Source organism: Shewanella sp. LZH-2, assembly GCF_016859145.1.
Lineage (GTDB): Bacteria > Pseudomonadota > Gammaproteobacteria > Enterobacterales > Shewanellaceae > Shewanella > Shewanella xiamenensis.
In genome coordinates this window covers 134001-156872 of record NZ_CP069350.1, presented here as the reverse complement: position 1 = coordinate 156872, position 22872 = coordinate 134001, and the positions used below count along the sequence as shown (strand labels likewise).

At 46.2% G+C, this 22872-nt stretch carries 20 protein-coding genes; 9 read left to right on the top strand and 11 right to left on the bottom strand.

Features of this window, described 5'->3' with window-relative positions:
- Positions 1 to 24 precede the first annotated feature (24 nt).
- Positions 25 to 951, bottom strand: coding sequence for a type II secretion system protein GspC (gene gspC / locus JM642_RS00715; RefSeq protein ID WP_037427535.1), 927 nt, complete (start codon positions 949 to 951; stop codon positions 25 to 27).
- Between the two features lie 251 nt (positions 952 to 1202).
- Between gspC and hslR the strand changes: the two genes are divergently transcribed.
- The 4 genes from hslR to JM642_RS00695 all read left to right on the top strand — a co-directional run bounded on the left by hslR (position 1203) and on the right by JM642_RS00695 (position 6045).
- Positions 1203 to 1601 carry a ribosome-associated heat shock protein Hsp15 gene (gene hslR, locus JM642_RS00710; RefSeq protein ID WP_037416410.1) on the top strand — a complete coding sequence of 133 codons (399 nt, stop codon included), beginning with the start codon at positions 1203 to 1205 and terminating at the stop codon, positions 1599 to 1601.
- A 36-nt stretch (positions 1602 to 1637) separates the two neighbouring features.
- Positions 1638 to 2498, top strand: a complete 861-nt coding sequence (gene hslO, locus JM642_RS00705) for an Hsp33 family molecular chaperone HslO (protein WP_037416407.1) — start codon at positions 1638 to 1640, stop codon at positions 2496 to 2498.
- Positions 2499 to 2697: 199 nt separating this feature from the next.
- Positions 2698 to 4239: a phosphoenolpyruvate carboxykinase gene (locus JM642_RS00700; protein WP_037416403.1), complete on the top strand. Its 1542-nt coding sequence runs from the start codon at positions 2698 to 2700 to the stop codon at positions 4237 to 4239.
- A 246-nt stretch (positions 4240 to 4485) separates the two neighbouring features.
- Complete coding sequence (locus JM642_RS00695; RefSeq protein WP_172591184.1) at positions 4486 to 6045, top strand: AbgT family transporter; 1560 nt, start codon at positions 4486 to 4488, stop codon at positions 6043 to 6045.
- 170 nt (positions 6046 to 6215) lie between these two features.
- Here JM642_RS00695 and JM642_RS00690 read toward each other — a convergent pair whose 3' ends face one another.
- Both JM642_RS00690 and JM642_RS00685 read right to left on the bottom strand, forming a co-directional pair.
- A complete protein-coding gene (locus tag JM642_RS00690; RefSeq protein ID WP_239000473.1) occupies positions 6216 to 6413 on the bottom strand; it encodes a hypothetical protein in 198 nt (65 codons plus the stop codon).
- 257 nt (positions 6414 to 6670) lie between these two features.
- Positions 6671 to 6838: a hypothetical protein gene (locus JM642_RS00685; RefSeq protein ID WP_203433873.1), complete on the bottom strand. Its 168-nt coding sequence runs from the start codon at positions 6836 to 6838 to the stop codon at positions 6671 to 6673.
- A 470-nt stretch (positions 6839 to 7308) separates the two neighbouring features.
- Here JM642_RS00685 and JM642_RS00680 point away from each other — a divergent pair, with 470 nt between their 5' ends.
- The 3 genes from JM642_RS00680 to JM642_RS00670 all read left to right on the top strand — a co-directional run bounded on the left by JM642_RS00680 (position 7309) and on the right by JM642_RS00670 (position 12045).
- Positions 7309 to 8547 carry a dicarboxylate/amino acid:cation symporter gene (locus tag JM642_RS00680; RefSeq protein WP_203432516.1) on the top strand — a complete coding sequence of 413 codons (1239 nt, stop codon included), beginning with the start codon at positions 7309 to 7311 and terminating at the stop codon, positions 8545 to 8547.
- Between the two features lie 256 nt (positions 8548 to 8803).
- Positions 8804 to 9922: an FUSC family protein gene (locus JM642_RS00675; protein ID WP_203432515.1), complete on the top strand. Its 1119-nt coding sequence runs from the start codon at positions 8804 to 8806 to the stop codon at positions 9920 to 9922.
- 131 nt (positions 9923 to 10053) lie between these two features.
- Positions 10054 to 12045, top strand: coding sequence for a M14 family metallopeptidase (locus tag JM642_RS00670; RefSeq protein WP_203432514.1), 1992 nt, complete (start codon positions 10054 to 10056; stop codon positions 12043 to 12045).
- A 24-nt stretch (positions 12046 to 12069) separates the two neighbouring features.
- On the opposite strand, the gene JM642_RS00665 is transcribed toward JM642_RS00670, so the two are convergent.
- The gene (locus tag JM642_RS00665) at positions 12070 to 12837 is read right to left on the bottom strand and encodes a class I SAM-dependent methyltransferase (RefSeq protein ID WP_203432513.1); all 768 of its coding nucleotides are present in this window, start codon (positions 12835 to 12837) and stop codon (positions 12070 to 12072) included.
- A 269-nt stretch (positions 12838 to 13106) separates the two neighbouring features.
- Between JM642_RS00665 and JM642_RS00660 the strand changes: the two genes are divergently transcribed.
- Positions 13107 to 13883 (top strand): hypothetical protein, encoded by a 777-nt coding sequence (locus JM642_RS00660; protein WP_203432512.1) that lies wholly within the window; start codon positions 13107 to 13109, stop codon positions 13881 to 13883.
- A 256-nt stretch (positions 13884 to 14139) separates the two neighbouring features.
- Here the strand turns inward: JM642_RS00660 and JM642_RS00655 are convergent, their stop codons facing one another.
- Entirely contained in the window at positions 14140 to 15771 is a 1632-nt protein-coding gene (locus JM642_RS00655) for a methyl-accepting chemotaxis protein (RefSeq protein WP_203432511.1), read from the bottom strand.
- A 340-nt stretch (positions 15772 to 16111) separates the two neighbouring features.
- Here JM642_RS00655 and JM642_RS00650 point away from each other — a divergent pair, with 340 nt between their 5' ends.
- Entirely contained in the window at positions 16112 to 17071 is a 960-nt protein-coding gene (locus tag JM642_RS00650) for a hypothetical protein (RefSeq protein ID WP_239000472.1), read from the top strand.
- A gap of 425 nt (positions 17072 to 17496) precedes the next feature.
- Here JM642_RS00650 and JM642_RS00645 read toward each other — a convergent pair whose 3' ends face one another.
- The 6 genes from JM642_RS00645 to JM642_RS00620 form a co-directional block, all read right to left on the bottom strand.
- A complete protein-coding gene (locus tag JM642_RS00645; protein ID WP_047535844.1) occupies positions 17497 to 17721 on the bottom strand; it encodes a hypothetical protein in 225 nt (74 codons plus the stop codon).
- Between the two features lie 410 nt (positions 17722 to 18131).
- Complete coding sequence (locus JM642_RS00640; RefSeq protein ID WP_172591179.1) at positions 18132 to 18356, bottom strand: hypothetical protein; 225 nt, start codon at positions 18354 to 18356, stop codon at positions 18132 to 18134.
- Between the two features lie 341 nt (positions 18357 to 18697).
- Positions 18698 to 19054 (bottom strand): hypothetical protein, encoded by a 357-nt coding sequence (locus JM642_RS00635; protein ID WP_172591178.1) that lies wholly within the window; start codon positions 19052 to 19054, stop codon positions 18698 to 18700.
- A gap of 59 nt (positions 19055 to 19113) precedes the next feature.
- Entirely contained in the window at positions 19114 to 19809 is a 696-nt protein-coding gene (locus JM642_RS00630; protein WP_203432509.1) for a hypothetical protein, read from the bottom strand.
- Between the two features lie 421 nt (positions 19810 to 20230).
- Positions 20231 to 20665, bottom strand: coding sequence for a GIY-YIG nuclease family protein (locus tag JM642_RS00625; RefSeq protein WP_203432508.1), 435 nt, complete (start codon positions 20663 to 20665; stop codon positions 20231 to 20233).
- Positions 20666 to 20675: 10 nt separating this feature from the next.
- The gene (locus JM642_RS00620) at positions 20676 to 22811 is read right to left on the bottom strand and encodes a S9 family peptidase (protein WP_203432507.1); all 2136 of its coding nucleotides are present in this window, start codon (positions 22809 to 22811) and stop codon (positions 20676 to 20678) included.
- Positions 22812 to 22872 lie beyond the last annotated feature (61 nt).

The following is a 22872-nucleotide window of genomic DNA, read 5'->3' as shown; positions in this document are numbered from 1 at the left end:
TATTTTACTTTCCCCTAACGCGTGTTATTGCGGCAAACTAAACATGATTTCAACCAACTGTCCTTCCCGTTCAACCATAACAGAAACTTCAGTTAATTCAGACAATTGGCTCATCATTTCTAACGCCTGACTCATTACGGTCAGGTCGTATCCATTAATCGATTTAGCAAGGTCATTGGGTTTAAAGCCTGCTTGCTTAAATAGGTTCACATCTTTACCAGGATTGAGGCGATAACCAACAACGTTTTCTCCCTGTCTCACGGGCGAAATCGCAATATAGTCAGTAATTTTACTGGGATCGGCTAAGAGTTCACTGCGAGATTCGGCCAGTTCTTGAGAGATTTCAGCATTCTTGCGCTGATCCACTCGACTAACGACTTCAGCTTTTCCGCTCTTGGCCTTTTGTAATTGTTGATTCGCTGGGCTTTGACTGGTGTAAACCAAACCATCAAGCATCAAGGTTTCATAGCGACCCGCATTGGTAATGATAATCCGGTCTGCATAGACTTCTTTTAACGAAGCGGATGTACCCTTAATTTTATCACCCAAGCTGTAGGTTTCTTGGCTACCACTGGATTCAATAATCGCCAGACCTTTTTGGTCAGCGGTGGATGCCACCACCCCCGTCAGCTGAATAGAAAGGGAAGTCTTTGGCGCATCGGTTACGGTTTCGACCACTTCGACTTTAGGTTTATCCGCCTTGGCGTCGGCTTTGCCGAAAAGTGCGAGTTGCTGTAATCCTGCCAGATCAATTTGCCCAGCCCCTTTACCCGCCGTGGTCACCGCAGTGGGAGACCATGCTGTAGGAGAAGAGGTGGTAGGCACGAGTTTCCATGTAATTTGCGCGGCTAAGAGTAAACTCAGAATAAAACCAAGCCAGAAAACAACCTGACTCAACGGCTTATGCGGAATACCTGCAGCTTTTGCGATAACGTTATCTAATAAATCCATATTTATGTGGACCCTCAATACAGGTCTCTGTTCTGATTATAAAAATTATCATGTTCGCCACATGCTAACCTAGGCCGCATTTGGCAACAACCCCATAACAGTATTGCAATTGGCGAAAATTGGCCATTTATGCTAACTTTGCCCGCCTAAAAAGGGTGTGAAGCGCACCACTCTTTAACATAATAGCAATGCGACTTAGGCATTTTATTACTCAGCATGTGAACTCATCGATCTTTTATCTTGGAGACACTATGACACAAAGTTCAGGCGACAGTGGCAGCGTTCGACTCGATAAATGGTTATGGGCCGCACGTTTTTATAAAACCCGAGCCATAGCCAAAGAAATGATCAACGGCGGCAAAGTACATTACAACGGTGCGCGCACCAAATCTAGTAAGAATGCTGAGATAGGTGCCGTCCTTAAAATACGACAAGGTTATGACGATAAAGAGATCGTCATAAAAAAATTATCAGAATCACGCCAAAGTGCATCAATTGCACAGGAATTGTACGAAGAAACCGCCGCCAGCATCGCTAAACGCGCGTTAAATGCCGAAGCAAGACGATTGAATATTCTTAATAATCCTGCACCCGACCATAAACCGGATAAAAAGCAACGACGCCAACTTATCCGATTTAAAGAATGCTAAGAATTACGTAAAAGTTACCTAATAGTGAGATACAAAATGACCCAAGATATTTTACACCGCTACCTGTTCGATAATGCCGATGTGCGTGGTGAACTGGTGCAATTGCAAGATAGCTATCAGCAGGTAATAGGTTCACATGCCTATCCTCCTGTGCTGCAAACCCTGCTCGGCGAGTTGCTGGCGGCGACCTCTTTATTAACCGCCACCCTAAAATTTAGCGGTGATATTAGCGTGCAGTTGCAAGGGAATGGCCCAGTATCGCTGGCGGTGATCAATGGCAATAACCAGCAGCAATTGCGCGGTATCGCCCGCTGGGATGGCGAGCTAGCCGACGATGCCAGCCTAGCCGACCTGTTTGGCCAAGGTTATATGGTTATCACCCTCACACCGGACGAAGGCGAACGCTATCAAGGCGTGGTCGCCCTTGATAAACCCACCTTAGCCGCCTGTGTCGAAGACTACTTTAACCAGTCAGAGCAATTACCCACAGCAATGTGGCTATTTGCCGACGGTAAACAAGCTGCTGGCATGTTCCTGCAAATATTACCAAGCCAAGAAGACCACAATGCCGACTTCGAGCATTTATGTCAGCTGACAGCGACCATCAAGGCGGAAGAGTTATTCACCCTAGAAGCGCAGGACGTATTACACCGCTTGTATCATCAAGAAGAAGTGCGTCTATTCGATCCTATCGAAGTCAGCTTTAAATGCACTTGCTCACGCGAGCGCAGTGCGGCGGCGATTAAAACCATCGATCAAGCCGAAGTCGAAGCCATTCTGGCGGAAGACGGTAAGGTCGAAATGGGTTGTGAATACTGCAATGCGAAATACGTGTTCGATGCTATTGATGTTGCAGCAATCTATGCCAATGGCACCACTTCAAATACCCAGCAGTAAGTTTTTACTTACTGTCAAAAGGGCACCTTGGGTGCCCTTTTTTGTACCACCTCAATGATCCAGCTCACACTTTAGCTACGGATAGGATACAATCGGCACACTTTGTCCCCTAGCACGCCTCGGGCGATAAATAAAAGCAAAATCGGCAGACGATCGATAAAAAATAACCTTACAAATACAAGTCAATGGAGACCTCACTATGGCGGATGGATTAAACCGCGTTCATTACAACCCCTCAACAGCACAACTGGTCGAATTTGCCCTGCTCCGCGGCGAAGGTGAATTAACCGCCAATGGTGCGCTGGTTGCCAAAACCGGTACACGCACAGGTCGCTCTCCTGGCGATCGTTTTATTGTTAAAGAACCTAGTTCAGCGGCTGATATCGAATGGGGACCCGTCAACCAAGCATTTGAACCCGGTGCTTTTGAAGGATTATGGGCGCGTGTAGAAGCATTCCTCGCCGATAAAGAGTTGTTTGTATCTGACCTCGAAGTCGGTGCAGACCCAGAACATTACCAGCCAGTGCGCGTGACGACTCAATACGCTTGGCACCAACTGTTCGCCCGCAACCTTTTTATCATCCCAGAAGAATTTAACCGTCAAGACAAGCCTGTATGGCAAATCATCAACGCACCAGACTTCGTCTGTGTTCCTGAGCGTGATGGTACCAATTCAGATGCAGCGGTGATCTTAAACTTTGCCGAGCGCAAAGTGTTGCTAGCGGGCTTGAAATACGCTGGCGAAATGAAGAAGTCGATGTTCTCCGTGCAAAACTTCCTGTTGCCAGCCCAAGGCGTATTGCCAATGCACTGCTCGGCTAACGTAGGTAAAGACGGCGACACCACCCTCTTCTTCGGTCTGTCAGGCACGGGCAAAACCACACTGTCTGCGGATCCAAAACGCTTCCTGATCGGTGACGACGAGCACGGCTGGGCACCGGGCGGCGTATTCAACATCGAAGGCGGCTGCTACGCCAAATGTATCGACCTGAGCCAAAAGAACGAGCCTGTGATTTGGGATGCGATTCGTTTCGGTACTGTGCTGGAAAACGTGGTAATGGACGAACACCGCGTGCCTAACTACAAAGACAGCAGCCTGACGGAAAACACCCGCGCAGCTTACCCGCTCGAGCATATCGCCCAGCGTAAAGAAGACAACCGTGGCGCCGAGCCGCACGCAGTGGTGTTTTTAACCTGCGACGTGTCTGGCGTATTACCACCGGTTTCTATCCTGAGCAAAGAGCAAGCGGCTTACCACTTCCTCTCTGGTTACACCGCGAAAGTCGGTTCGACTGAAATCGGCTCAACCTCTGCGATTCAGTCAACCTTCTCTACCTGCTTCGGCGCGCCTTTCTTCCCACGTCCTGCGGGCGTGTATGCTGAACTGTTGATGAAGCGTATCGAATCATTCGGTAGCCAAGTGTACTTAGTTAACACTGGCTGGACTGGCGGCCCACACGGTATTGGTAAACGTTTCGACATCCCAACCACCCGCGCCATTGTCGATGCGATTGTCAGCGGCGAGCTGAAAAACGTTGAAACCGTTCATTTAGATACCTTAAACCTCGCGGTGCCTGTAGCGGTTAGCGGTGTCGACAGCAATCTACTCAACCCAGTGAACACTTGGAGCGATAAAGCACTGTACGCCGAATACGCCCAAAAACTGGCCGAAGCCTTCACTAAGAACTTCGCGAAGTACCAAGTGTCAGACGCCATCCGTAACGCGGGCCCAAAGGCATAAGCGTAGCGAATTCATTTAGATAATGTAATCAAACACATTGTTGAGTAAAAAAGCGCGGGTTCATCACTGAACCCGCGCTTTTTATTTGTCTGTTGATTTTGTAACTAAACCCCACCCGCACTAACGTCACTGCGTTAGATTTTTTATGTGTTTTGTTTCTTATCGATTAGTTAAACCAAGCTTAAATTAATGCTGCGTTTTTATAATCACCAATAACAATCATCACTTTTAGGAAGCGGCACCCAAATGGAAAATCATAAACCTGCCACAGGATTCCAGCGATTTCTCAATACCGTCGAAACCGTAGGGAATAAACTCCCCGACCCCGCAGTATTATTTGCACTATTTCTAGGCTTGGTCTGGCTGATCTCTTGGGGGTTATCGGGCGTCAGTTTTGATGAAATCGACCCCCGAACGGGTAACCCCATTCAAGTCGTCAATATGCTCGAAGGCGGTGCATTAACCGCCTTTACCTCAACACTCGTATCAACCTTTGTGAGTTTTCCACCGCTCGGTGTCGTGCTGGTTGCAATGCTTGGCTTAGGTGTTGCCGAACATACAGGCTTTATTAATGCGGGGCTGCGCTCAATTTTATCAGTGACTCCCAAGATGTTACTCACTCCGGTACTTATCGCAGTGGGTATCCTGAGCCATGTCGCGGTTGATGCGGGTTATGTTCTGGTTATCCCACTCGGCGCGGTGATCTTCTATGCCGCGGGTCGTCATCCACTAGCCGGTATTGCCGCTGCTTTTGCTGGGGTATCCGGTGGTTTTTCTGCAACCGTGGGCGTGCCATCGAGTCTTGATCCTATGTTAGCCGGCTTAACTCAGGCGGCGGCAAGATTATCGGCCGACCCAGCTGCCGCCACATTAACGATTAACCCACTGAATAATATATTCTTTACGTCGGCATCTGCCGTGTTAATTATCTTAGTTGGCTGGTTCTTAACGGATAAAGTGATTGAGCCGCGCCTAAAAAACACTGCGGTAAATGGCGATCCTAGTACGCTGCCAACGCTTGATGAGCTGGCGCCCCATGAGCGCCGCGGTCTCAAATTCGCTATGGGCGCCATGTTGTTATGTGTCTTAGGGCTGGTGTTTACCGCCTATGGTGACAACTCTGCTTGGCGTGGTACCGATGGCGCGCTAACCAGTGCCTCGGCCCCCTTAATGCGCTCCATTGTGGCAATTATTTTTGTGTTCTTCCTCGTGCCAGGCATAGTCTATGGCTATGTTGCGGGCACGGCGAATAACCACAGAGCCATTATTCAAGGCATGAGTAAGTCCATGAGCGGCATGGGTTATTACATCGTTATGGCCTTTTTCTGCGCCCAGTTTATTTATGCCTTTGGTCAATCCAATTTAGGCGCATTAATGGCGATTAAAGGCGCGTTGGCGTTGAAAGAATTGGCCCTTCCGATGGGTGTGACTTTGGTGGGGATTGTATTTCTCACCGCGTTCGTCAATCTATTAGTCGGCTCGGCATCGGCCAAATGGGCCTTGATTGGTGCCATTATGGTACCCATGTTAATGGAGCTGGGCGTATCGCCCGATTTGACTCAAGCCGCTTACCGCGTGGGCGACTCGTCAACCAATATCATTACCCCGCTGATGCCTTACTTTCCGCTGATAGTGGTGTTTTGCCAAAAATACGTAAAGGAGTCAGGTATTGGCACCTTAGTGGCGCTGATGTTGCCGTTTTCAATCAGTTTTCTCCTGCTTTGGAGCGGTTTTTTATTGGCATATTGGGCATTAGGTCTGCCATTAGGTATCGGTAGCTCATTCACTTTCCCATCAATGCCTTAGGGCGTAAAAGAGGTATGCAGAGTGCTAGCAACATTGAATTTATAATAAACAGGGCACTCGATACCTCAATAACCACTAAACACTGCACCGCTTACCACCTCGCTTTAAGCGCCGATGCCGACGTAAAACGTCGGCATTTCATCTGATTAAAAACATTTAAATACAAATACTTAAATATCGACAAACGCATCTCGCTCATAGTAAAAGATAATAGCTTCAAGCAGTTCCTGTTCACTGGGCTGAGCTTTTTGCTGCTTAAGATTAGCAATGACATCCTCGATTTGATCCGTATTTAGCAGATAACCATAGTCACTGCGGCTTAAGCCATCCTCAAAGGCATCAATTTCGGCATCCGATAAATCCCTCATATTAGGGCGTGTTGAAGTTTCATGGTTATTTTTGCAGCAATTAGGCTGGCTTTTATGCAAGGCAAAGTCCGTACAGTGTAGTTATTCTACATAAACGGACGATAACGCGGCAGAAACGCCAGCCAAATGCTGCCCGAAGGGTTCGCCTGGCAAGCCCTTGCTCTTTGTCACTCGTCATTTGAGTAGAATAACTACACTTCATTCCTCGTTTCGCGAGCACGTGCTTGCCAGAACGAACAAAATCTAATCTCGAAACGTCAACACGCCCTAACCACTATCGGGAACAACAATGTGGTCAGTTGAAGGGATTCACCTTGATCAAGATCTTGATAGACCAGCCAATAACTTAATCCAGGTTGTTCGGTGCACTTTCTTATCCAGCGCTGTAACGACTCAGGCTGACCGAAAAATGAGGTGATATTCATAATGTCCTCGAAATGGTGTTGTCATAGGGAAAACCGAGTAAGTCAAAGAGTTGAATAGTTATGGAGGCTATTTGGCTATTCACCACTCTCAAGATTCATACAAGTAAAAGATGGGAGTTCTCGCGACTCAACCGGTGCCAAGAATACGAGAGGATATCTGCGCCCATCAAAGCCTAAATCACAATTCATCAATTCGATGGACAAAAAACAAGTCAAAATTAAATAAAAACCATTTTAATATGATAATTTTTAAATATTCTTTATTTATAGGCTATGTTATTTAGGTTTTGGTTATTTTCAAATCAAGGTTGATGATGTTTCACAAAACCTATTAAGCCAACTGTGATACCTTAGGCGCCCAAAAAACCTGTCGGGGCTGAGCTTTTTACGCTAAAAGCAAAGGCTGACCTGTAAATAGATAACGAGTCTTAAGACACAAAATGCTGCGGCAACCGGGGAGTTTCGCAAGAATGAAGAACAAGAGTTTATTAGGCAACATTGGTGTACAAGTGGTTATCGCCATGATTATTGGCGCACTGGTGGGTTTTATGATGGGTGAAAGTGCGAGTATCTTCGCACCACTGGGTACCATTTTTATCCATTTAATCAAAATGCTAGTGATCCCATTGGTACTGGTTTCTATCATCAGTGGCGCCGCCAGCTTAGGTGATAGCCCCTCGGCGGGTAAGATTGGCGTGGGCACTTTTGGCTTCTTTATTGTCACCTCAGGGCTTGCTGTCGCTTTGGCATTAGTCATGGGCAAGGTGTTTACGCCAGGCACAGGGGTCGACTTTACCGCCCACAGCGGCAGTGGCTTGATGGAAGTGACCGCCGAACATGGCGCACTCCCCGGAGTGATCGACACCTTTATCGGCATGATCCCAACTAATGTGTTCGAATCGCTAAACGGCGGAAATATCCTTCAAATACTGGTGTTTAGTATTTTCTTTGGTATCGCACTGACTAAGGTCAAAGGTGATGGCGCTAAGCCCATCATGGCGGCGTTAAATACCGTCGTCGACGCCTTTGTGTGGATGATCAACTGCGTGATGGTGATTGCCCCTATCGGTGTGTTTGGTTTGATGGCCGATTCCGTCGGCACTTTTGGTTTTGATGCCTTAGAAGTCGTGTTTAAGCTGTTTGCCGTGTTTGTGGCCGCGATTCTGCTCTATGGTTTTGTGTTCTTCCCCATAGTGGTGCAGCTGTTTTCTAAGGTCTCGGCACGCCAGTTTATTTCGGCAATGAAAAAGCCGCAGGTGATGGCACTGTCTACCGCGTCATCAATGGCAACGCTGCCGGTAAATATGGAAACCTGCGAAGAAGATCTTAAGGTTTCTAAGGCAACCACCGCCTTTGTGCTGCCTTTAGGTGCCACCATCAATATGAGCGGCAACGCGATTTATTATGGTCTGGTCGCGATGTTTTTCGCGCAAATGTACAACATTGACCTCTCAATGACCGCCTACGCTGCGATTATCTTTACCTCCACCTTAGGCGCCATTGGCCAAGCGGGTGTGCCAGGTCCGTCATTTTTAGTGGTCGCAGTGCTATTGGCTGCGGGTATTCCCATTGATGGTTTACCGCTGTTATTCGCCCTCGACCGAGTGTTTGACATGATCCGCACCGCGCTAAACATCACAGGTGACGCCGCCTGTGCCGTGATTATGGATAAGTACACTGCGGAGCAACCGACTCAAGAACCGAGTTAACACGCACGCGCATCCTAAGGCTTGAATAGGCTTGCTTATTCAAGCCTTTTTTATAACTGAGCCTTGTACAGGCTGCACGCTATCTTACTGATTTAATGTCAATTACCTAGCTTTAATGTGATCTTGGCGGTGCCTTGGACTAAGCTCAAACAGCGCCGCCTCGCAATTTGCATTTCTTTATCAGCCCAACCACACGGGCGAAGTGCGTTTCTGCGATAATGACTTGGCTACCATCAGTCCAAAGGAGTGTTGCACTATGTCCGTCTTTGCCCCTGCAAGCCCTTTTGCCGACTTTATCTATCGCCATTTCCGCGCCATTCACGCCCTCAAACTCGGCCTCGCCCTGCTGATTGCCGTCACCATTAATGCCATTTGGTCGCCGCCGCATTTTATTTGGAGCATGGTGACGATTGTGATCATTATGATGAGTCTGCCACAGGTGGGCGGTGCGATTGAAAAGTCACTGCAACGGGCGGTAGGCACTTGTTTAGGCTCGGCTTATGGCGTGATGTTAGTGGCCACACTCGACAGTTATTGGCTGATTATGGGGCTGTTAATTTTAGGGGTGACGCTGATTTGTTTTATCTCAGCGGGACGCTACAGTTATGCCTATCTGGTGGCAGGATTCACCATTATTATCGTGGTGGGCGATGCTAATCATGATACCTCTGAGGCGCTCTGGCGCACGGCCAATATTCTGCTAGGTTGTGTTATCGCGATTCTGGTGTCGCTGTTTATCTTCCCGATTAAAGCCAAACAGGACTGGCGTAGTCAGCTCGCCAATGCCATCGATAATATGGCCAAGGTGTTGACCCAACATTTACAGGCCCCCGCCAACCATGATTTAGATTTTTGCGCCGAACTCGAAGCGGCGATGAAGGCGGTATTAACTCAGAAGAAACTGTTTTTCTCCCTCGAGTGGGAAAGCCAAACCCTAAAAAAACATAAAGTGCTGCTGGCGGAATTAGTCAATAAACAGGTGCGGCTGATCACCCTGCTCGAATTATTACCTTTGAGTCGCTGGCAGGAGGCCGACAAAGAGGCTTACCACCAAATCAACAAAGTCGCCGCCGAGCTTACGGCTTATCTGCAACGCCTTAGTGAATTTGTTGCAGGTAAAACAGCTACATTGCCCACACTACCAAATGCATTAGAGCAAGAGTTGCAACACAGATTACAACTTAGCTTGGCAAGCTCGGCACCGAATTCGCCCCCTTTGGCGAATGAAGTCGCACAGGGATTTGCCCTCACGGGATACGGCTGGCTTACCTATCAACTCGCCATTGCCGTCGAAGCCCTCTACGCCGATATCGAGGTTATCGAAGTCGCCTATCGCGGACAAACCGTGTTACATAAAACTACCAAGCGCGCATAGGCCGTCACCACGGGAATAGCAGCGAAAAATCACTCCCTCAGACCAAGATAAACCCTTGGCAGCCCTTGCACTTGTAGGGGCTTAATGAAAAGATACCGCCCTAATAAAAATTCGATGTGTGGACTGTTTTCATGCGCTTGTTTTCCCCTTCCGTTATCGCCATTGCCTGCTTATCGGCGGGCTCATTATTCACAGCCCAGTTAGCCGTTGCCGCGAATACCGAAGTCGCACAACCCGAAGTGACTAATTCTGGAGCTGCCAACGCTGAAGTTGCCAGCACTGAGGCCGCTAAAACCGACGCGGTTGAAACAGATGCCAGCAGTAGCGCTTTGAGCGCGACAGAAACCGCTCCCGAAGTCGCAGCGACACCGACTCGCGCTAATACCTTTGTCAATGATGCCATTCTCCCGCCGAGTATTACTTGGCATGGTGGCAGCGAAGCTCTGTTACTCAGCGCCGATAACGAATGGGCGACGCCCTTCGAGCAAAGCAACGGCACCGAAAGCCCAAGCTATGACGACACCATCGCATGGCTCGACCGATTGGCGGCCGAAACCACTAAATTGCAAAAAGTCAGCCTAGGTCAGAGCCCTCAAGGCCGCGACATTTGGATGTATGTCGCCAGCAGTGAAGGCATTAACGAATCGGCACGGCTAAAGCAAAACACTAAGCCGACAATTCTGGTGCAAGCCGGTATCCATGCCGGTGAAATCGACGGTAAAGATGCAGGCATGATGCTACTGCGAGATATAGTCAAAGGCGACAAAAGCGAGCTACTCGAAAAAGCCAACCTGCTGTTTGTGCCTATGTTTAGCGTTGATGCCCATGAGCGCAGCGGCGAATTTAATCGCGTTAACCAACGTGGCCCGGTGAATATGGGCTGGCGCACCAATGCCAATAATCTCAACCTGAACCGTGACTATGCCAAGGCCGACACCTTAGAAATGCAGAATATGCTGCGGGCAATCAATGTGTGGCAACCGGATCTGTATATCGATGTGCATGTCACCGATGGTATCGACTACCAGTACGACATCACCTTCGGCTACAACCTCGCCCAAGGCTTGAGTCCCGCGAGCTTTCGCTGGCTCGAAAATAGCTACCGCCCAGCGGTCGAAGCCGCGCTAAGTGCCCTAGGTCATATTCCTGGCCCGCTGATTTTTGCCGTCGACAATGCCGATATCACTAAAGGCATGTCACTGTGGAACCCAAGCCCACGCTTCTCCAATGGTTATGGTGATGCCCGCCATCTGCCGACTATTTTGATTGAGAACCACAGCTTAAAACCCTTTAAGCAGCGCGTACTTGGCACCTATGTAATGCTTGAGCAAACCCTTAAAACCGTGGGCAACCAAGCGACCAAGTTAAAGAGTGCGATTCAAGAGGATAAATACCGCGCCTCGCCACTGATCACATTAACGTGGAAATCAGCGCCACTGGCTAAAGACTGGGATTTTAAAGGCATCGACTACACTCTTGAGAAAAGTCCGATTAGCGGCACCGAGGTAGTGCGTTGGACAGGCGAGCCTAAACTGTACCCGAATTTACCAGTGATGGCCGAAACCGTGCCGGATATCAAAGTCACTCGCCCGAGCGCCTACTATATTCCCGCAGAATGGACGCAAGTGATTGACCGCTTGAATCTACACGGCATCAGGATGACACGTTTAAGCAAACCAACCGAACTTAAATTGCAGCAATATAGCCTGAGCAATCCGGTGTTTAATACCAAAGCGTTCGAGGGACGACTCACAGTGAAGGCCGACTCGACACTGGCGAAACTGACCACCACCTTGCCTGCGGGCACAGTGAAAATCAGTACAGATCAACCCTTAGGCGATCTGGCGATTTTACTGCTCGAGCCACAATCACCGGACTCGTTACTGCAATGGGGCTTCTTTAACCCTATCTTTACCCGTACCGAATACATTGAGGACTACGCAGTAGAACCGCTGGCCGCCAAGATGCTTAAGGAAGATCCCAAGCTACAGGCGGAATTTAACAAAGCGCTGGAAAACCCAGCGTTTGCTGCCGATCCCGAGGCACGCCTACGCTGGTTCTATGAGCGCAGTCCTTACTACGATAATCAATATCTTAAGTATCCAGTCTACCGTAGCCGTTAATCCCGCCGTTAAAAACGGCAAGGATTAAGCAGGCTTACGCGCGCTAATGCTATACACCAAGGGCACCTGTTGCCCCTGGTGTTTTAGTACATAACGGCCATCGGCTTGAGCCTCTAGCCCTGCAAAACAGTTATAGGGGCTAAACGCAAATTCGTGGAAGAACTCCAACACTAAGCCCGCCTGCAATAAGGCATTGATCACCTCAGACAAACTATGCGACCAGCACATTAAGGTGTGCTGCTCATCACCGGCATTCTCGGTATAGGTCCCTTCCTGCTCAATGTCTGGCACTCCGCGATTAAAATAGCTATAGCCATCGAATAGCTGCTGCGCCGGATGAAACTCTGCCATGTAAAACTGTCCGCCGGGCTTTAAACAAGCCGCAATGGTCTGCGCCCAAAGCGTTAAATCCGGTAACCACACAATGGCACCATAGGAGGTAAAAACAATATCTTGCGGCTCAACCCTACCCGCAACACTGTAGACATCACTACAGATAAACTCGGCGGACAACTGCGTCTGCTGCGCCAACTTGCGCGCCTCGGCAATCGCCACTTCGGATAAATCAACCCCAATCACTTTAGCGCCCATTCGCGCCCACGACAGGGTATCTAGGCCAAAATGACATTGCAGATGCAGTAGACTTTTGCCCGCCACCGCAAGCTCACTCAGCTCGATATCCGTTAAGGATGTTTTGCCACTCAAAAAGCCTTCAACATCATAAAAATCAGAGGTTAAATGCACCCGAGTGCGAGCATCCCAGGCGGTTTTATTGGTCGTTAAGTAATCCATATGAATCCTTTCTGGTTACGCTTTTAATCAAGCAGGAATGTTGGACACACGCTAACCGAATAAGTGAGTAATTTCACCACTCTTTGGGAAAATCACTCATTCAGCGGACATGTCCGCCTGCGCCCAAGCGGACACATTTAACTTATCCGCATGATTATTAATGCATTTTAAAATTGGCATAGGATGTGCAATCTCGACTGATATGAAGCTTATCGCTAATAGCTCAGCACTCAGTCAGTCGTCGAGTGTCGATAACAAGGAAGAAGAAAATGTCACTACGCCCTTTTATATTCACCCTCGGATTTGTCGCCCTCTTTACGGTTGGCGTGTCACTCACTGGCTGCATTATCAATGTGAACGCCGCTGGCATGCCGGATTTAGACCACGAGCAACGTGAACTCAGCCTCGATGCTCAAGACTTACAGGAGCTCGTTGCCGAAACAGGTGCGGGCAGCCTTGAAATCATCGGTGTCGAAGGCCTAACCCAAATTAAATTAGTCGCTGATATCTATAGCAATGACGATAGCAAAGTCATTCTCACCCTTGAGAAAAAGGCCAACAAAGCCAAGCTTAAGGCCGACTTTGAATCCCATAGCAGCTTTAGCAATTACTCTCCCTATATCGATTTGAAACTACAAGTGCCAGCAGGATTAGCGCTAGATATCGACGATGGCTCAGGTGCTATGTTTATCAACAAGATGACTGCGGATATCAAGGTCAAGGATGGCTCAGGCGAACTGGTTATCCATGGCGGCAATAATGTCAGTATCGACGATGGTTCTGGCGCGATTGAAGTCAGCCAAGTCAACGGCAACCTTGCCATTGTCGACGGCTCTGGTGGTATCCAAGTTAATGATATTAAAGGCAGCATCACCATCGATGACGGCTCTGGCGAAATTGAAGTCACTAATGTGCAAAGCACAGTCACCATTAACGATGGCTCAGGCGATATCAATGTGGTGAACACTAAGGGCTTGACCATTCTCTCATCAGGTTCAGGGGATGTGAGCTTCGATAAAATCGATGGCCCAGTAAGCAAACTCTAAACCCGTTAAACCAACAGCGTTACCGCTCAACCAACTTCCCGGCGTAGAGACTGATGTTGTAACGGTTCCCAACCAAAATGTCAGTCTTCTACCCACCCTTTTTAGCGTTACCGTTCCATGGACAATCTTATGCACTTTATGCCACTAACCCCTTGTAGTGGCATCTTTTTTTTGGTCTGGGACTTTCCGGGATTGGGTGCAACCATTGATAACCGAGTAATGCCTGTCCTGACTTTTTTAGTGTCGACTTATTCACTCAATATCGACGTTTTGTTTTGAAAAAGGCAAGTAGTTGCTTTTGTTTACCAGCTTCAGCCAACACATCGTGGCAGGCCTTGCTGGCACTGCCAACACCCATTACGTTTTGGTCGACTATTTCAACTGTAGAGGAAATATTTTGGGAGATATCTTCAGTCACACTTGATTGTTCACTAGAAGCCGTTGCAACAACAGTATTGACATTAGAAATTGTATTAACCGACGTGGAAATACCATGAAAAGCGTTACGTACCTTTTCCGAAACCATTTGAGATTCATCTAACAAACTTGCATTTGCTTTCATGTAATGATCAGCTTTTTCTGCTTGAGACTGTAGCTTGGAAATGATCCCTTGAATATCAATAGTCGATTGTTGTGTTTTAGCGGCAAGTGAGCGTACTTCATCTGCCACGACAGCAAAACCGCGTCCAGCTTCTCCGGCCCGTGCCGCTTCAATTGCAGCATTTAATGCCAGTAAATTAGTTTGTTCGGAAATACTGGTAATAACGTCAATAACAGAGCCGATTTCTATCGAATAATCTTTTAGTTGATTCACTATGGCTCCTGAATCACGAATGGCTGCACCGATTTTTTCAGAAATGACATCAGATTCACCGAGGGATTTATTACCCACTGTGACATTATCCATTGCCTCCCTTGCGCTGGTTTCAGCCTCAGTTGCATTTTTACTGACTTCTAGGGCTGTACTGGACATTTGATTGAGTGCGGTCGCGATTTGTTCTACCTGAACCAGCATTTGCTTAGAGTTATTTTCAACCTGATTCATAGTGGAGGCCAATACTTCCGCAGAAGTCGCTGTATTATCGGCAACGTTAATCAACTGCTCGGTCATTTCAGAAATTTTATCAGCAGTATCATTGCATCCCTTTGCCAATAGACCCAATTCGTTATTACCAATATCGTTAATTCGATCTGTAAGATCACCATTTGCTAATTTAGAAATAAAGGCCTGAACTGTCTTAATCGAAGTTACAATAAATCTTGATATGATAATCGATGTAGCTAATACCAATAGCGAAACAATGACTAAGATAAATAGCATTATTTTTATCGATTCATCGTAAATCTCATCACCATAACTGCTCGCAGCTTGTGCTCCTTTGCTATTTAAATCAGATAATTGGAGTAATAAATCCGAGTATTCGTTATAAGCATTGAGAGATTCGGTTAACAGCAGTTGTTTGGCGTCTTCATTCTTGTTTGCTCTTGAGAGAGTGAGAAGCTTCTGCTGAATTCCTAGGTACTCCTTATATAAGCGATTAAAATCATTGAATATGACTTTTTCTTCATTCTCGCTAATCAGTTGTTGATAGGTGCGTATAGATTCGTCAATTTTCTCTTTTATTTTATCCAATTCGCGTTCAGTATCTCGCATTTGAGCATCGTCCAACGAGAGAATATGACGGGATTCTAACACCCTAAGATCTGCCGTTTGGCCATTCAGTCGTTCTATAACGCGCACGGATGGTAGCCAGTCGTTGGATATGACGGTGGATTGCTCATTAATGACTTGCATTTTACCTATCGCTAGCATGGCTAACCCAAGAATCGCAATCATGGGAATTGCAAAAGCTCCAAGTAAAAGATGATTTATCTTTAGATTACGCATGTAAACCCCGACAATGATGACTATGCTCAAATGTATTTATCTGACGCCTGATACAGGCTTATTCCCTCCATAAATATATAAGCCAGACATTCAACTTTCGCTATCCGAACGGATAATTAATAGTAGTTATTTGCTGGTTTCTAAAAGGCATAACCTTAGCTAATACATGATTTAAAGTAACAACGATAAATGTGGGGCAAAATTTAACAATGAGTGTCTCGATAAACTTCGATGGTAGGTACGTCCGGAACAGTTACGGTACACTTGACGCCAGCTAAGTAAAAGGGTGCACACCATGTTAGTTAAATTTATCAATAAACGCAGCCGCAGTCGTAAGCATATGCGCGATTATGCCAAAAATATCTTTGAATATAACCAGTATTTGCTACCTCTTTATATTGACAGCGGGGTAACAGAAGGTTTTGAGAGAATTCAGCCATACCGCGAATTTGATGAGGACTTTCGCCAGTGGGAGTTGTTGGGTGCCGAATTAGGCGTACCCGAATGTTATTTCGCCGATGTGGCGCAACTTGCGTATATAGAATCAGGCAGGCTTGAGGCGGCGCCGCTGATGTGCTCGCTCGCTTACGGTTATTTTGCAACCGCCATTGATTACTATAAATATTGTTCATCGATAGAAAAAACTGGCGGGATAGCAAACGCTATGTGGCCTACAATCAGCGTGTTTCGGCTTGTACTGATGCTGTTCACTGGGCTTAAACACTATGCAGACGAGCTGTACTACGCTGAGGCAACCGCGCGGCGTTCGGGCTGGATTGCTCGCTCCCATGGTTTTATTGGCGATTTTTTGGTGCTGCTGTATGGCCGTTATTTGGGACATATCGAGCCGCCTTTCACTAGTAAGGTGCAAGTGACACTGCGAAAAACGGCTCCTTTCCCCTATGCGTCATTTTTAGATAACTGGGACACACAGGATATCGAATTCATCAGCACCATGCTGCAAACCCTCTGCGATGATCAGGTAGAACAAGCAGTTATCGGGGATAAAAAGTGTTTTTTTGAGTTCCACAATGGACATCTCTCATACATACCGTTGACGGCGTTAATGCTGCTAAAGCTTCGAGACCTCAGGGGCTTGGCTAATCCGCAGTTTAGTCATCCGGCATTTGGCGATATAACAGCTTTGTTTGAGCAAGTTGATCAGCAGTTTACCGATTATATCGCGGCAGAGGGGATTCACAGGATTGAAGATGCTGCCGATGAGGTGTTAACCAAGACGCTTGCACGAATGCAAACACAAACCTTTGATGCAAAATCCATTTTCTCTAAGCGACCTTGATATACAACATAAAGACAGGACATGCATATCTTTTTAGCATCGATACTGCCTATGGGTAGTTCCATAGCAAAACTTAGTTGCGGTAATAGTTCGAGGGGCAAATAGGCGGCATCATGGCTTCTGGCTATCGTATCACCTAATTGCCTGCCGCAGGCTTTCGCACGCTCTTATATGAGCCACACCAGTGACTCGCCGTACTCATGTTTTAAAAATCGCGTCCATGTAGGCTCTACTAAAGAATCCCTGTTTTAGGAGATCACTGGCGCAACAATGCTGGATTGGGTGCAACCATTGATAGTCGAGTAATACCTATCATGACGCTTTCTCGATGCTGGCTGTTAACCCCACAAGAATTTTCCAAGTCTACCATTCCCGTAAGAAAATTTAACAATGGGTGTCTCGATAAACCCTCCTACCTTTTCTTTTCAGCTACTAAAGTATTCATCTAATGCGAATCTCAATTTATTAGCATCGACGAGATCACCAAAGTTAACCTTTACTACTTCTTGACCGTTTAAAGTTTCATCTCTCATAGATATCGATATGTTGTGAAATCCGCGCATATAATCATCCAAGTCATTAGCATCAAAAGTATGATTAACATACATAAACGCCTCATCACCTTCAAAAAATAATTCATTAATTTTCATAAGCTTACAGAATTTCCAAAGAGTTTGTTAATTTCATTTCTGCTGGTATTGGATCGCGTTTGTCGTACCCATTACCTTAAGATTTATCTTGCTTTTTAGAGCAGTACGTCCGCATAAATGGTTAGGATTTAGCCATTGATTTAAATCCAGCAACCAAGGCTTGCTCCACAAAGCTGGGGTTCATCATGCAACTATTCTGTTTAATTGACACACTTATTTTGGTTGGCTCAGCTCTTATTCTCTGTGCAGGCTGTTAATTCCACAAGAGTTTTGCCAGCCCTATCATTCCTGTAAGAAAATTTAACAGTGGGTGTCTAGATAAAACTTCTAGATAAACTACAGGTTAGACTGATTTGATAGTCAGTGCCATCCGCTGCATTTAGTCCTCTATTCTTCTCTACCTTTTCTTTTCAGCTACTAAAGTATTCATCTAATGCGAATCTCAATTTATTAGCATCGACGAGATCACCAAAGTAAACCTTTACTACTTCCTGACCATTTAAAGTTTCATTTTTCCTTGCGACAGATATGTTATGAAATCCGCGCATATAATCATCCAAGTCATTTGCATCAAATGTATGATTAACATACATAACGGCTTCTTCACCTTCAAAAAACAATTCATTAATTTTCATCAATTCCCCCTCTTTTCAAAGTGTTTATTAATTTCTTTTCTGCTGGTATAGGATCGCGTTTGTCGTCTTCATTACCTTAAGGTTTATCTTACTTTTTAGATCAGGGCATCCGCAGAAATGGTTAGGATTTAGCGATTGATTTAAATCCAGCAACCAAGGCTTGCTCCAAGAAGCTGGGGGTCATCATGCAACTATTCTGTTTAATTGACACACTCATTTTGGTTGGCTCAGCTCTTATTCTCAGTGCAGGCTGTTAATCCTAAAAGAGTTTTTCCAGCCCTATCATTCCTGTAAGGTAATTTAACAGTCGATATCCTGATAAACTGCCTGTAATCTGTTTGTTAAAACGTTCTTACCCATAAAGGTGAACACTCTTTGTACCAGTGGTCTACTTGCATTAATTCATCTTTATCGTTGAAAAAGAAGCTAATACCCTCGATGATTACAGACGATGCAAATTTATTATCGTCCCACGATTGGTTATTATATTGTTCTTTTACTTTCTGGATACCTAATTTTGATTGTGCAATCTTTAAAAGTTCGCCTTTGGAAATAGAGCTGTTAACAAATTGAGATAAAACAAAATTATCACGCTTTAATCTAGAGTGAGCTTCAATAGTGTAACTGTGCTTTGCGAACCAAAAAACCAAGTAAACATTCAATATAAAACTGAGGAAAAACAACACATTTAATAACATTTATGCCATCCATAATTAGTAATTACAATGTCTTTTCGATGCTGATGAAACATATTACATCAACAATTTAGAGGGTCTATCCCTATGCTTCGCACATGTAAAAATCTTATAGGTTCAAAAATGTATTTTTTACCATTTATAATAATGGATGGTAACTGGACAGAGTAATCTTCCAATTTATACTCAATATCGCTCGAAAAAATACTTATTGATGCGCCAGAATTAAAATACTTTTTACCAAATAATGTGTTATAACCAAAAAAGGTATTACCAGTTATCTTCGATGTTGGAATTACACTGAAATACCCACCATTCTTAGCTGACTCATCAGAATTAGCGTTTGGAATGTTCTCCGCCCGTGTAATTAATTCAACTATCTTTACACTCCATGTTTTGTTTGTTGTATTGTCAGAAATTACAATTTCATCGCTCTCAAATTGAAAATATGTTCCAGATGGAGCAATAATTGAAGCTGAAAAATGAAAATTCTTAAATCTCTCATTTTTTGCTGAACTCGAGCTAGATACTTCGAGTTCAACACCTTCACTAAGCTGTATTGATATTTTATTCGCAGGACCAGAACCTCCACAGCCACTACTGTATGTAACTCCTTCGCTATATATTGGTTTATAGTAATCTCGAACTACAGGCGCACACGATATAGATATCATTGAAAGAGAAATTATAAATACATATTTTTTGAAAAACATATATGGCGCACAATTTCCTTTGAAACATAACGTCTTAGTTCGCATGAGCGTTAACCTCATAAAACCAGTAAAGTGCATATATTTAATCACTTGTAATAAAAGAAATTTATCAGAATTACAATAAATACACCATCACAAGAAATGACATTATAACGAGCAAGTACTATTTCAACTCTTCTTTTAGCGGCTCTATTTTTCTGACACCAATAACAGAATCAGGATATGTGCAGGCTAACAGAACACTCCGTGGTTAATGGAATTAAGCACTGATATGGAAGTGACCGTTGGCGGCATGGCCGCTCTTTCACATCCATGTGATCGCGGCATTCGTACTTCCATATGCAGCAGATGCCGCGGTCGAGCCTATAGGGATACTTCTTGTTAAATGAAAGGGCGGCGTGTCACTGGAATGGCAGTGCTTAATCATTACACGTGTACACCAATGATTTAGCTCTTTTATCTCGCACTATCGATGTTCAGCTGATTCAATCAACCTCAACTTCTGACTGCGGCTTAACTTTTTAACCGCGATTTCACGCTTGAGTGCATCACTGCGGGTGCCGACTTGCTCTTGATACATCAGGGTTAATGGCCCTTTGCCGCGCAGGTACTTTGCTGCTTTGGGGCTGCTTGATTGATGTTCGTTAAAGCGGCGTGCGACATCTGTGGTGATGCCGGTGTACAAGTGGCCATTGGCGCAGCGGATAAGGTACAGATACCACGTTGATGCTTGTTCAATCTCTGATGTTGCGCCTTGCTCCCAAGTAACAGCTTGCTCAGCACCTAGCGCTTCTGGCTTGCTAGAAAGCTGAGCTTGGTTAACAGCTTGCGCTTGGCTAGCCCCTTTTTGGGGGCTAGCCGAGGGAGTTAAATTAGCGGCTTCAATCACTAAATCGGTCACCCGTTGGCGCCTACTTAGTCATGCCGAGCAGACTTAAGAAGAAGGCATATTCCTGTGCCGTATCTTGGTACTGGCGGTAACGACCACTCTTACCACCGTGTCCTGCATCCATATCAACGTGGAATAACAACACCTTATCGTCCGGTTTGTACCATTTATTTTGCACTTCACGCAGTTTTGCTACCCATTTAGCGGGTTCAAAATACTGCACCTGTGAATCATGCAAACCTGTGGTCACCAATAGGTGGGGATACTCATGGTCGGCAACATTGTCATAGGGCGAGTAGCTGAGCATATAGTCGAAATAGGTCTTGTCGTTTGGATTACCCCATTCATCGTACTCGTTGGTAGTGAGCGGAATCGACTCATCGAGCATGGTCGTGACCACATCCACAAAGGGCACGTGTGCCGCAATGGCAAAGTACTTTTCAGGCGCCATATTGGCAATCGCGCCCATTAACAGCCCACCAGCACTGCCGCCCGAGGCCACCACTTTATTTTTATCCCCATACCCTTGCTCGGTTAAGGCCGTAGTGACATCAATAAAGTCATTAAAGGTATTCTTTTTATTCAGTAATTTGCCCGCATCGTACCAAGGGCGGCCTAACATTTCGCTGCCGCGCACATGGGCGATGGCATACACAAAACCGCGGTCGAGCAGACTGATCACCGACGACGAAAAGTCAGGCTCAACAGTGTAACCATAGGAACCATAACCATATTGGTACAGAGGGTTGGTGCCGTCTTTCTTGAACTTATCCTTACGATACACCAAGGACACTGGCACCTTAGCGCCATCGCGGGCGGTGACAAATAAACGTTCGGCGCGATATTGGCTGGCATCGAAGCCACCGAGTACTTGTTCCTGCTTAAGCAGATCGCGTCTATCGGGATTGCTTAAGTGGTACTCATAAATCGCCTCTGGCGTGGTCAGGCTCGAGTAGAAAACCCGTAACTTATCGCTATCTTGCTGGGCGTTAACATCTAAACCCAGCACATAGGCGGGTTCATCGAAACTCAGCTCAAAAGGCTTTTGGCCATTGAATGGCATCACTTTAATCCGTGTCAGGCCATTTTCACGGGTTTGAATAATTAGGTAATCCTTCAGCACCAGCTCATCTTCAAGCCGCGCATTGGGATTGTGAGCAACCACTTCCTGCCATTTGGATTTATCGGCGGCATCCTTAATCGCCACTTTCATCAAACGGAAGTTAGTCGCCTGCCAGTTGGTGAGAATGTAATAACTGTCACCCAGCTTAGAGACACTGTATTCATGGCCTTCTTCCCGCGCAAGCACAGGTTTGAACAGGCTTAAAGGATCGTTTGCATCCAGCACTGACACTTCGCTAGTGGTAGTGCTCTCATGGAACAGCACAATTTGCGACTCATCTAAACTCTTGCCGAGGGAGATGTAATAAGCATCATCTTGTTCCTCATACACCAACACATCTCTCGATTGTGGTGTGCCGAGTTCGTGGCGATATACACGATAGCCCAGCAGGGTTTGCAGATCTTTGGCGATATAAAACACATGGCGATTATCATTGCCCCAAACGATACGACCCTCTGTGTTTTCAAGCACATCGGTGATCATGGCGCCGGATTCAATATCTTTAAAGTAGATGTGATACACGCGGCGGCTTAACACATCTTCACCAAAGGCCAGCATGGTTTCATCTGGGCTGACGCTAACGCCACCTAAACCATAAAACTCATGGCCCTTGGCACGCTCATTCACATCGAGCATCAGTTGCTCAACACCTGCGCTCCCCTTACGGGCAATCAACGGATATTCGCTGCCCTCTTGGTAGCGGCGATAATAGCTATGCTGGTGCCATTGGTACGGCACGCTCGACTCATCGGCCACTAAGCGCCCAGTCAGCTCGTTAAACAACCCGTCTTGCAATGACTTAAGCGGCTTAAAATAGGCTTGGGTATAACGGTTTTCAGCGTTTAGATGCGCTAATACTTTGGGATCTTGGCGTTTATCGTCGCGCATCCAATAGTAGTCATCGGTGCGTGTGACGCCGTGCAAGGTCATCACATGGGGAATTTTTTCCGCAACGGGCGCAGAGACTTGCCCTTTTGGAGTGGAGCAACCGGGTAATAACATAGCAAGACCTAAAGTAAGCAGCAGAGTGCGCATGTATACGTCCTTGTGACGTTCAAACACCATCGTGGGGCACGACGGCAAGCCAATAAGTTGA

What these genes read in the sequence shown, in the direction of transcription:
- gspC (WP_037427535.1), bottom strand. Translation starts at nt 951, where the DNA reads ATGGATTTATTAGATAACGTTATCGCAAAAGCTGCAGGTATTCCGCAT.
- hslR (WP_037416410.1), top strand. Translation starts at nt 1,203, where the DNA reads ATGACACAAAGTTCAGGCGACAGTGGCAGCGTTCGACTCGATAAATGG.
- hslO (WP_037416407.1), top strand. Translation starts at nt 1,638, where the DNA reads ATGACCCAAGATATTTTACACCGCTACCTGTTCGATAATGCCGATGTG.
- JM642_RS00700 (WP_037416403.1), top strand. Translation starts at nt 2,698, where the DNA reads ATGGCGGATGGATTAAACCGCGTTCATTACAACCCCTCAACAGCACAA.
- JM642_RS00695 (WP_172591184.1), top strand. Translation starts at nt 4,486, where the DNA reads ATGGAAAATCATAAACCTGCCACAGGATTCCAGCGATTTCTCAATACC.
- JM642_RS00690 (WP_239000473.1), bottom strand. Translation starts at nt 6,413, where the DNA reads ATGAGGGATTTATCGGATGCCGAAATTGATGCCTTTGAGGATGGCTTA.
- JM642_RS00685 (WP_203433873.1), bottom strand. Translation starts at nt 6,838, where the DNA reads ATGAATATCACCTCATTTTTCGGTCAGCCTGAGTCGTTACAGCGCTGG.
- JM642_RS00680 (WP_203432516.1), top strand. Translation starts at nt 7,309, where the DNA reads ATGAAGAACAAGAGTTTATTAGGCAACATTGGTGTACAAGTGGTTATC.
- JM642_RS00675 (WP_203432515.1), top strand. Translation starts at nt 8,804, where the DNA reads ATGTCCGTCTTTGCCCCTGCAAGCCCTTTTGCCGACTTTATCTATCGC.
- JM642_RS00670 (WP_203432514.1), top strand. Translation starts at nt 10,054, where the DNA reads ATGCGCTTGTTTTCCCCTTCCGTTATCGCCATTGCCTGCTTATCGGCG.
- JM642_RS00665 (WP_203432513.1), bottom strand. Translation starts at nt 12,837, where the DNA reads ATGGATTACTTAACGACCAATAAAACCGCCTGGGATGCTCGCACTCGG.
- JM642_RS00660 (WP_203432512.1), top strand. Translation starts at nt 13,107, where the DNA reads ATGTCACTACGCCCTTTTATATTCACCCTCGGATTTGTCGCCCTCTTT.
- JM642_RS00655 (WP_203432511.1), bottom strand. Translation starts at nt 15,771, where the DNA reads ATGCGTAATCTAAAGATAAATCATCTTTTACTTGGAGCTTTTGCAATT.
- JM642_RS00650 (WP_239000472.1), top strand. Translation starts at nt 16,112, where the DNA reads ATGCGCGATTATGCCAAAAATATCTTTGAATATAACCAGTATTTGCTA.
- JM642_RS00645 (WP_047535844.1), bottom strand. Translation starts at nt 17,721, where the DNA reads ATGAAAATTAATGAATTATTTTTTGAAGGTGATGAGGCGTTTATGTAT.
- JM642_RS00640 (WP_172591179.1), bottom strand. Translation starts at nt 18,356, where the DNA reads ATGAAAATTAATGAATTGTTTTTTGAAGGTGAAGAAGCCGTTATGTAT.
- JM642_RS00635 (WP_172591178.1), bottom strand. Translation starts at nt 19,054, where the DNA reads ATGTTATTAAATGTGTTGTTTTTCCTCAGTTTTATATTGAATGTTTAC.
- JM642_RS00630 (WP_203432509.1), bottom strand. Translation starts at nt 19,809, where the DNA reads ATGCGAACTAAGACGTTATGTTTCAAAGGAAATTGTGCGCCATATATG.
- JM642_RS00620 (WP_203432507.1), bottom strand. Translation starts at nt 22,811, where the DNA reads ATGCGCACTCTGCTGCTTACTTTAGGTCTTGCTATGTTATTACCCGGT.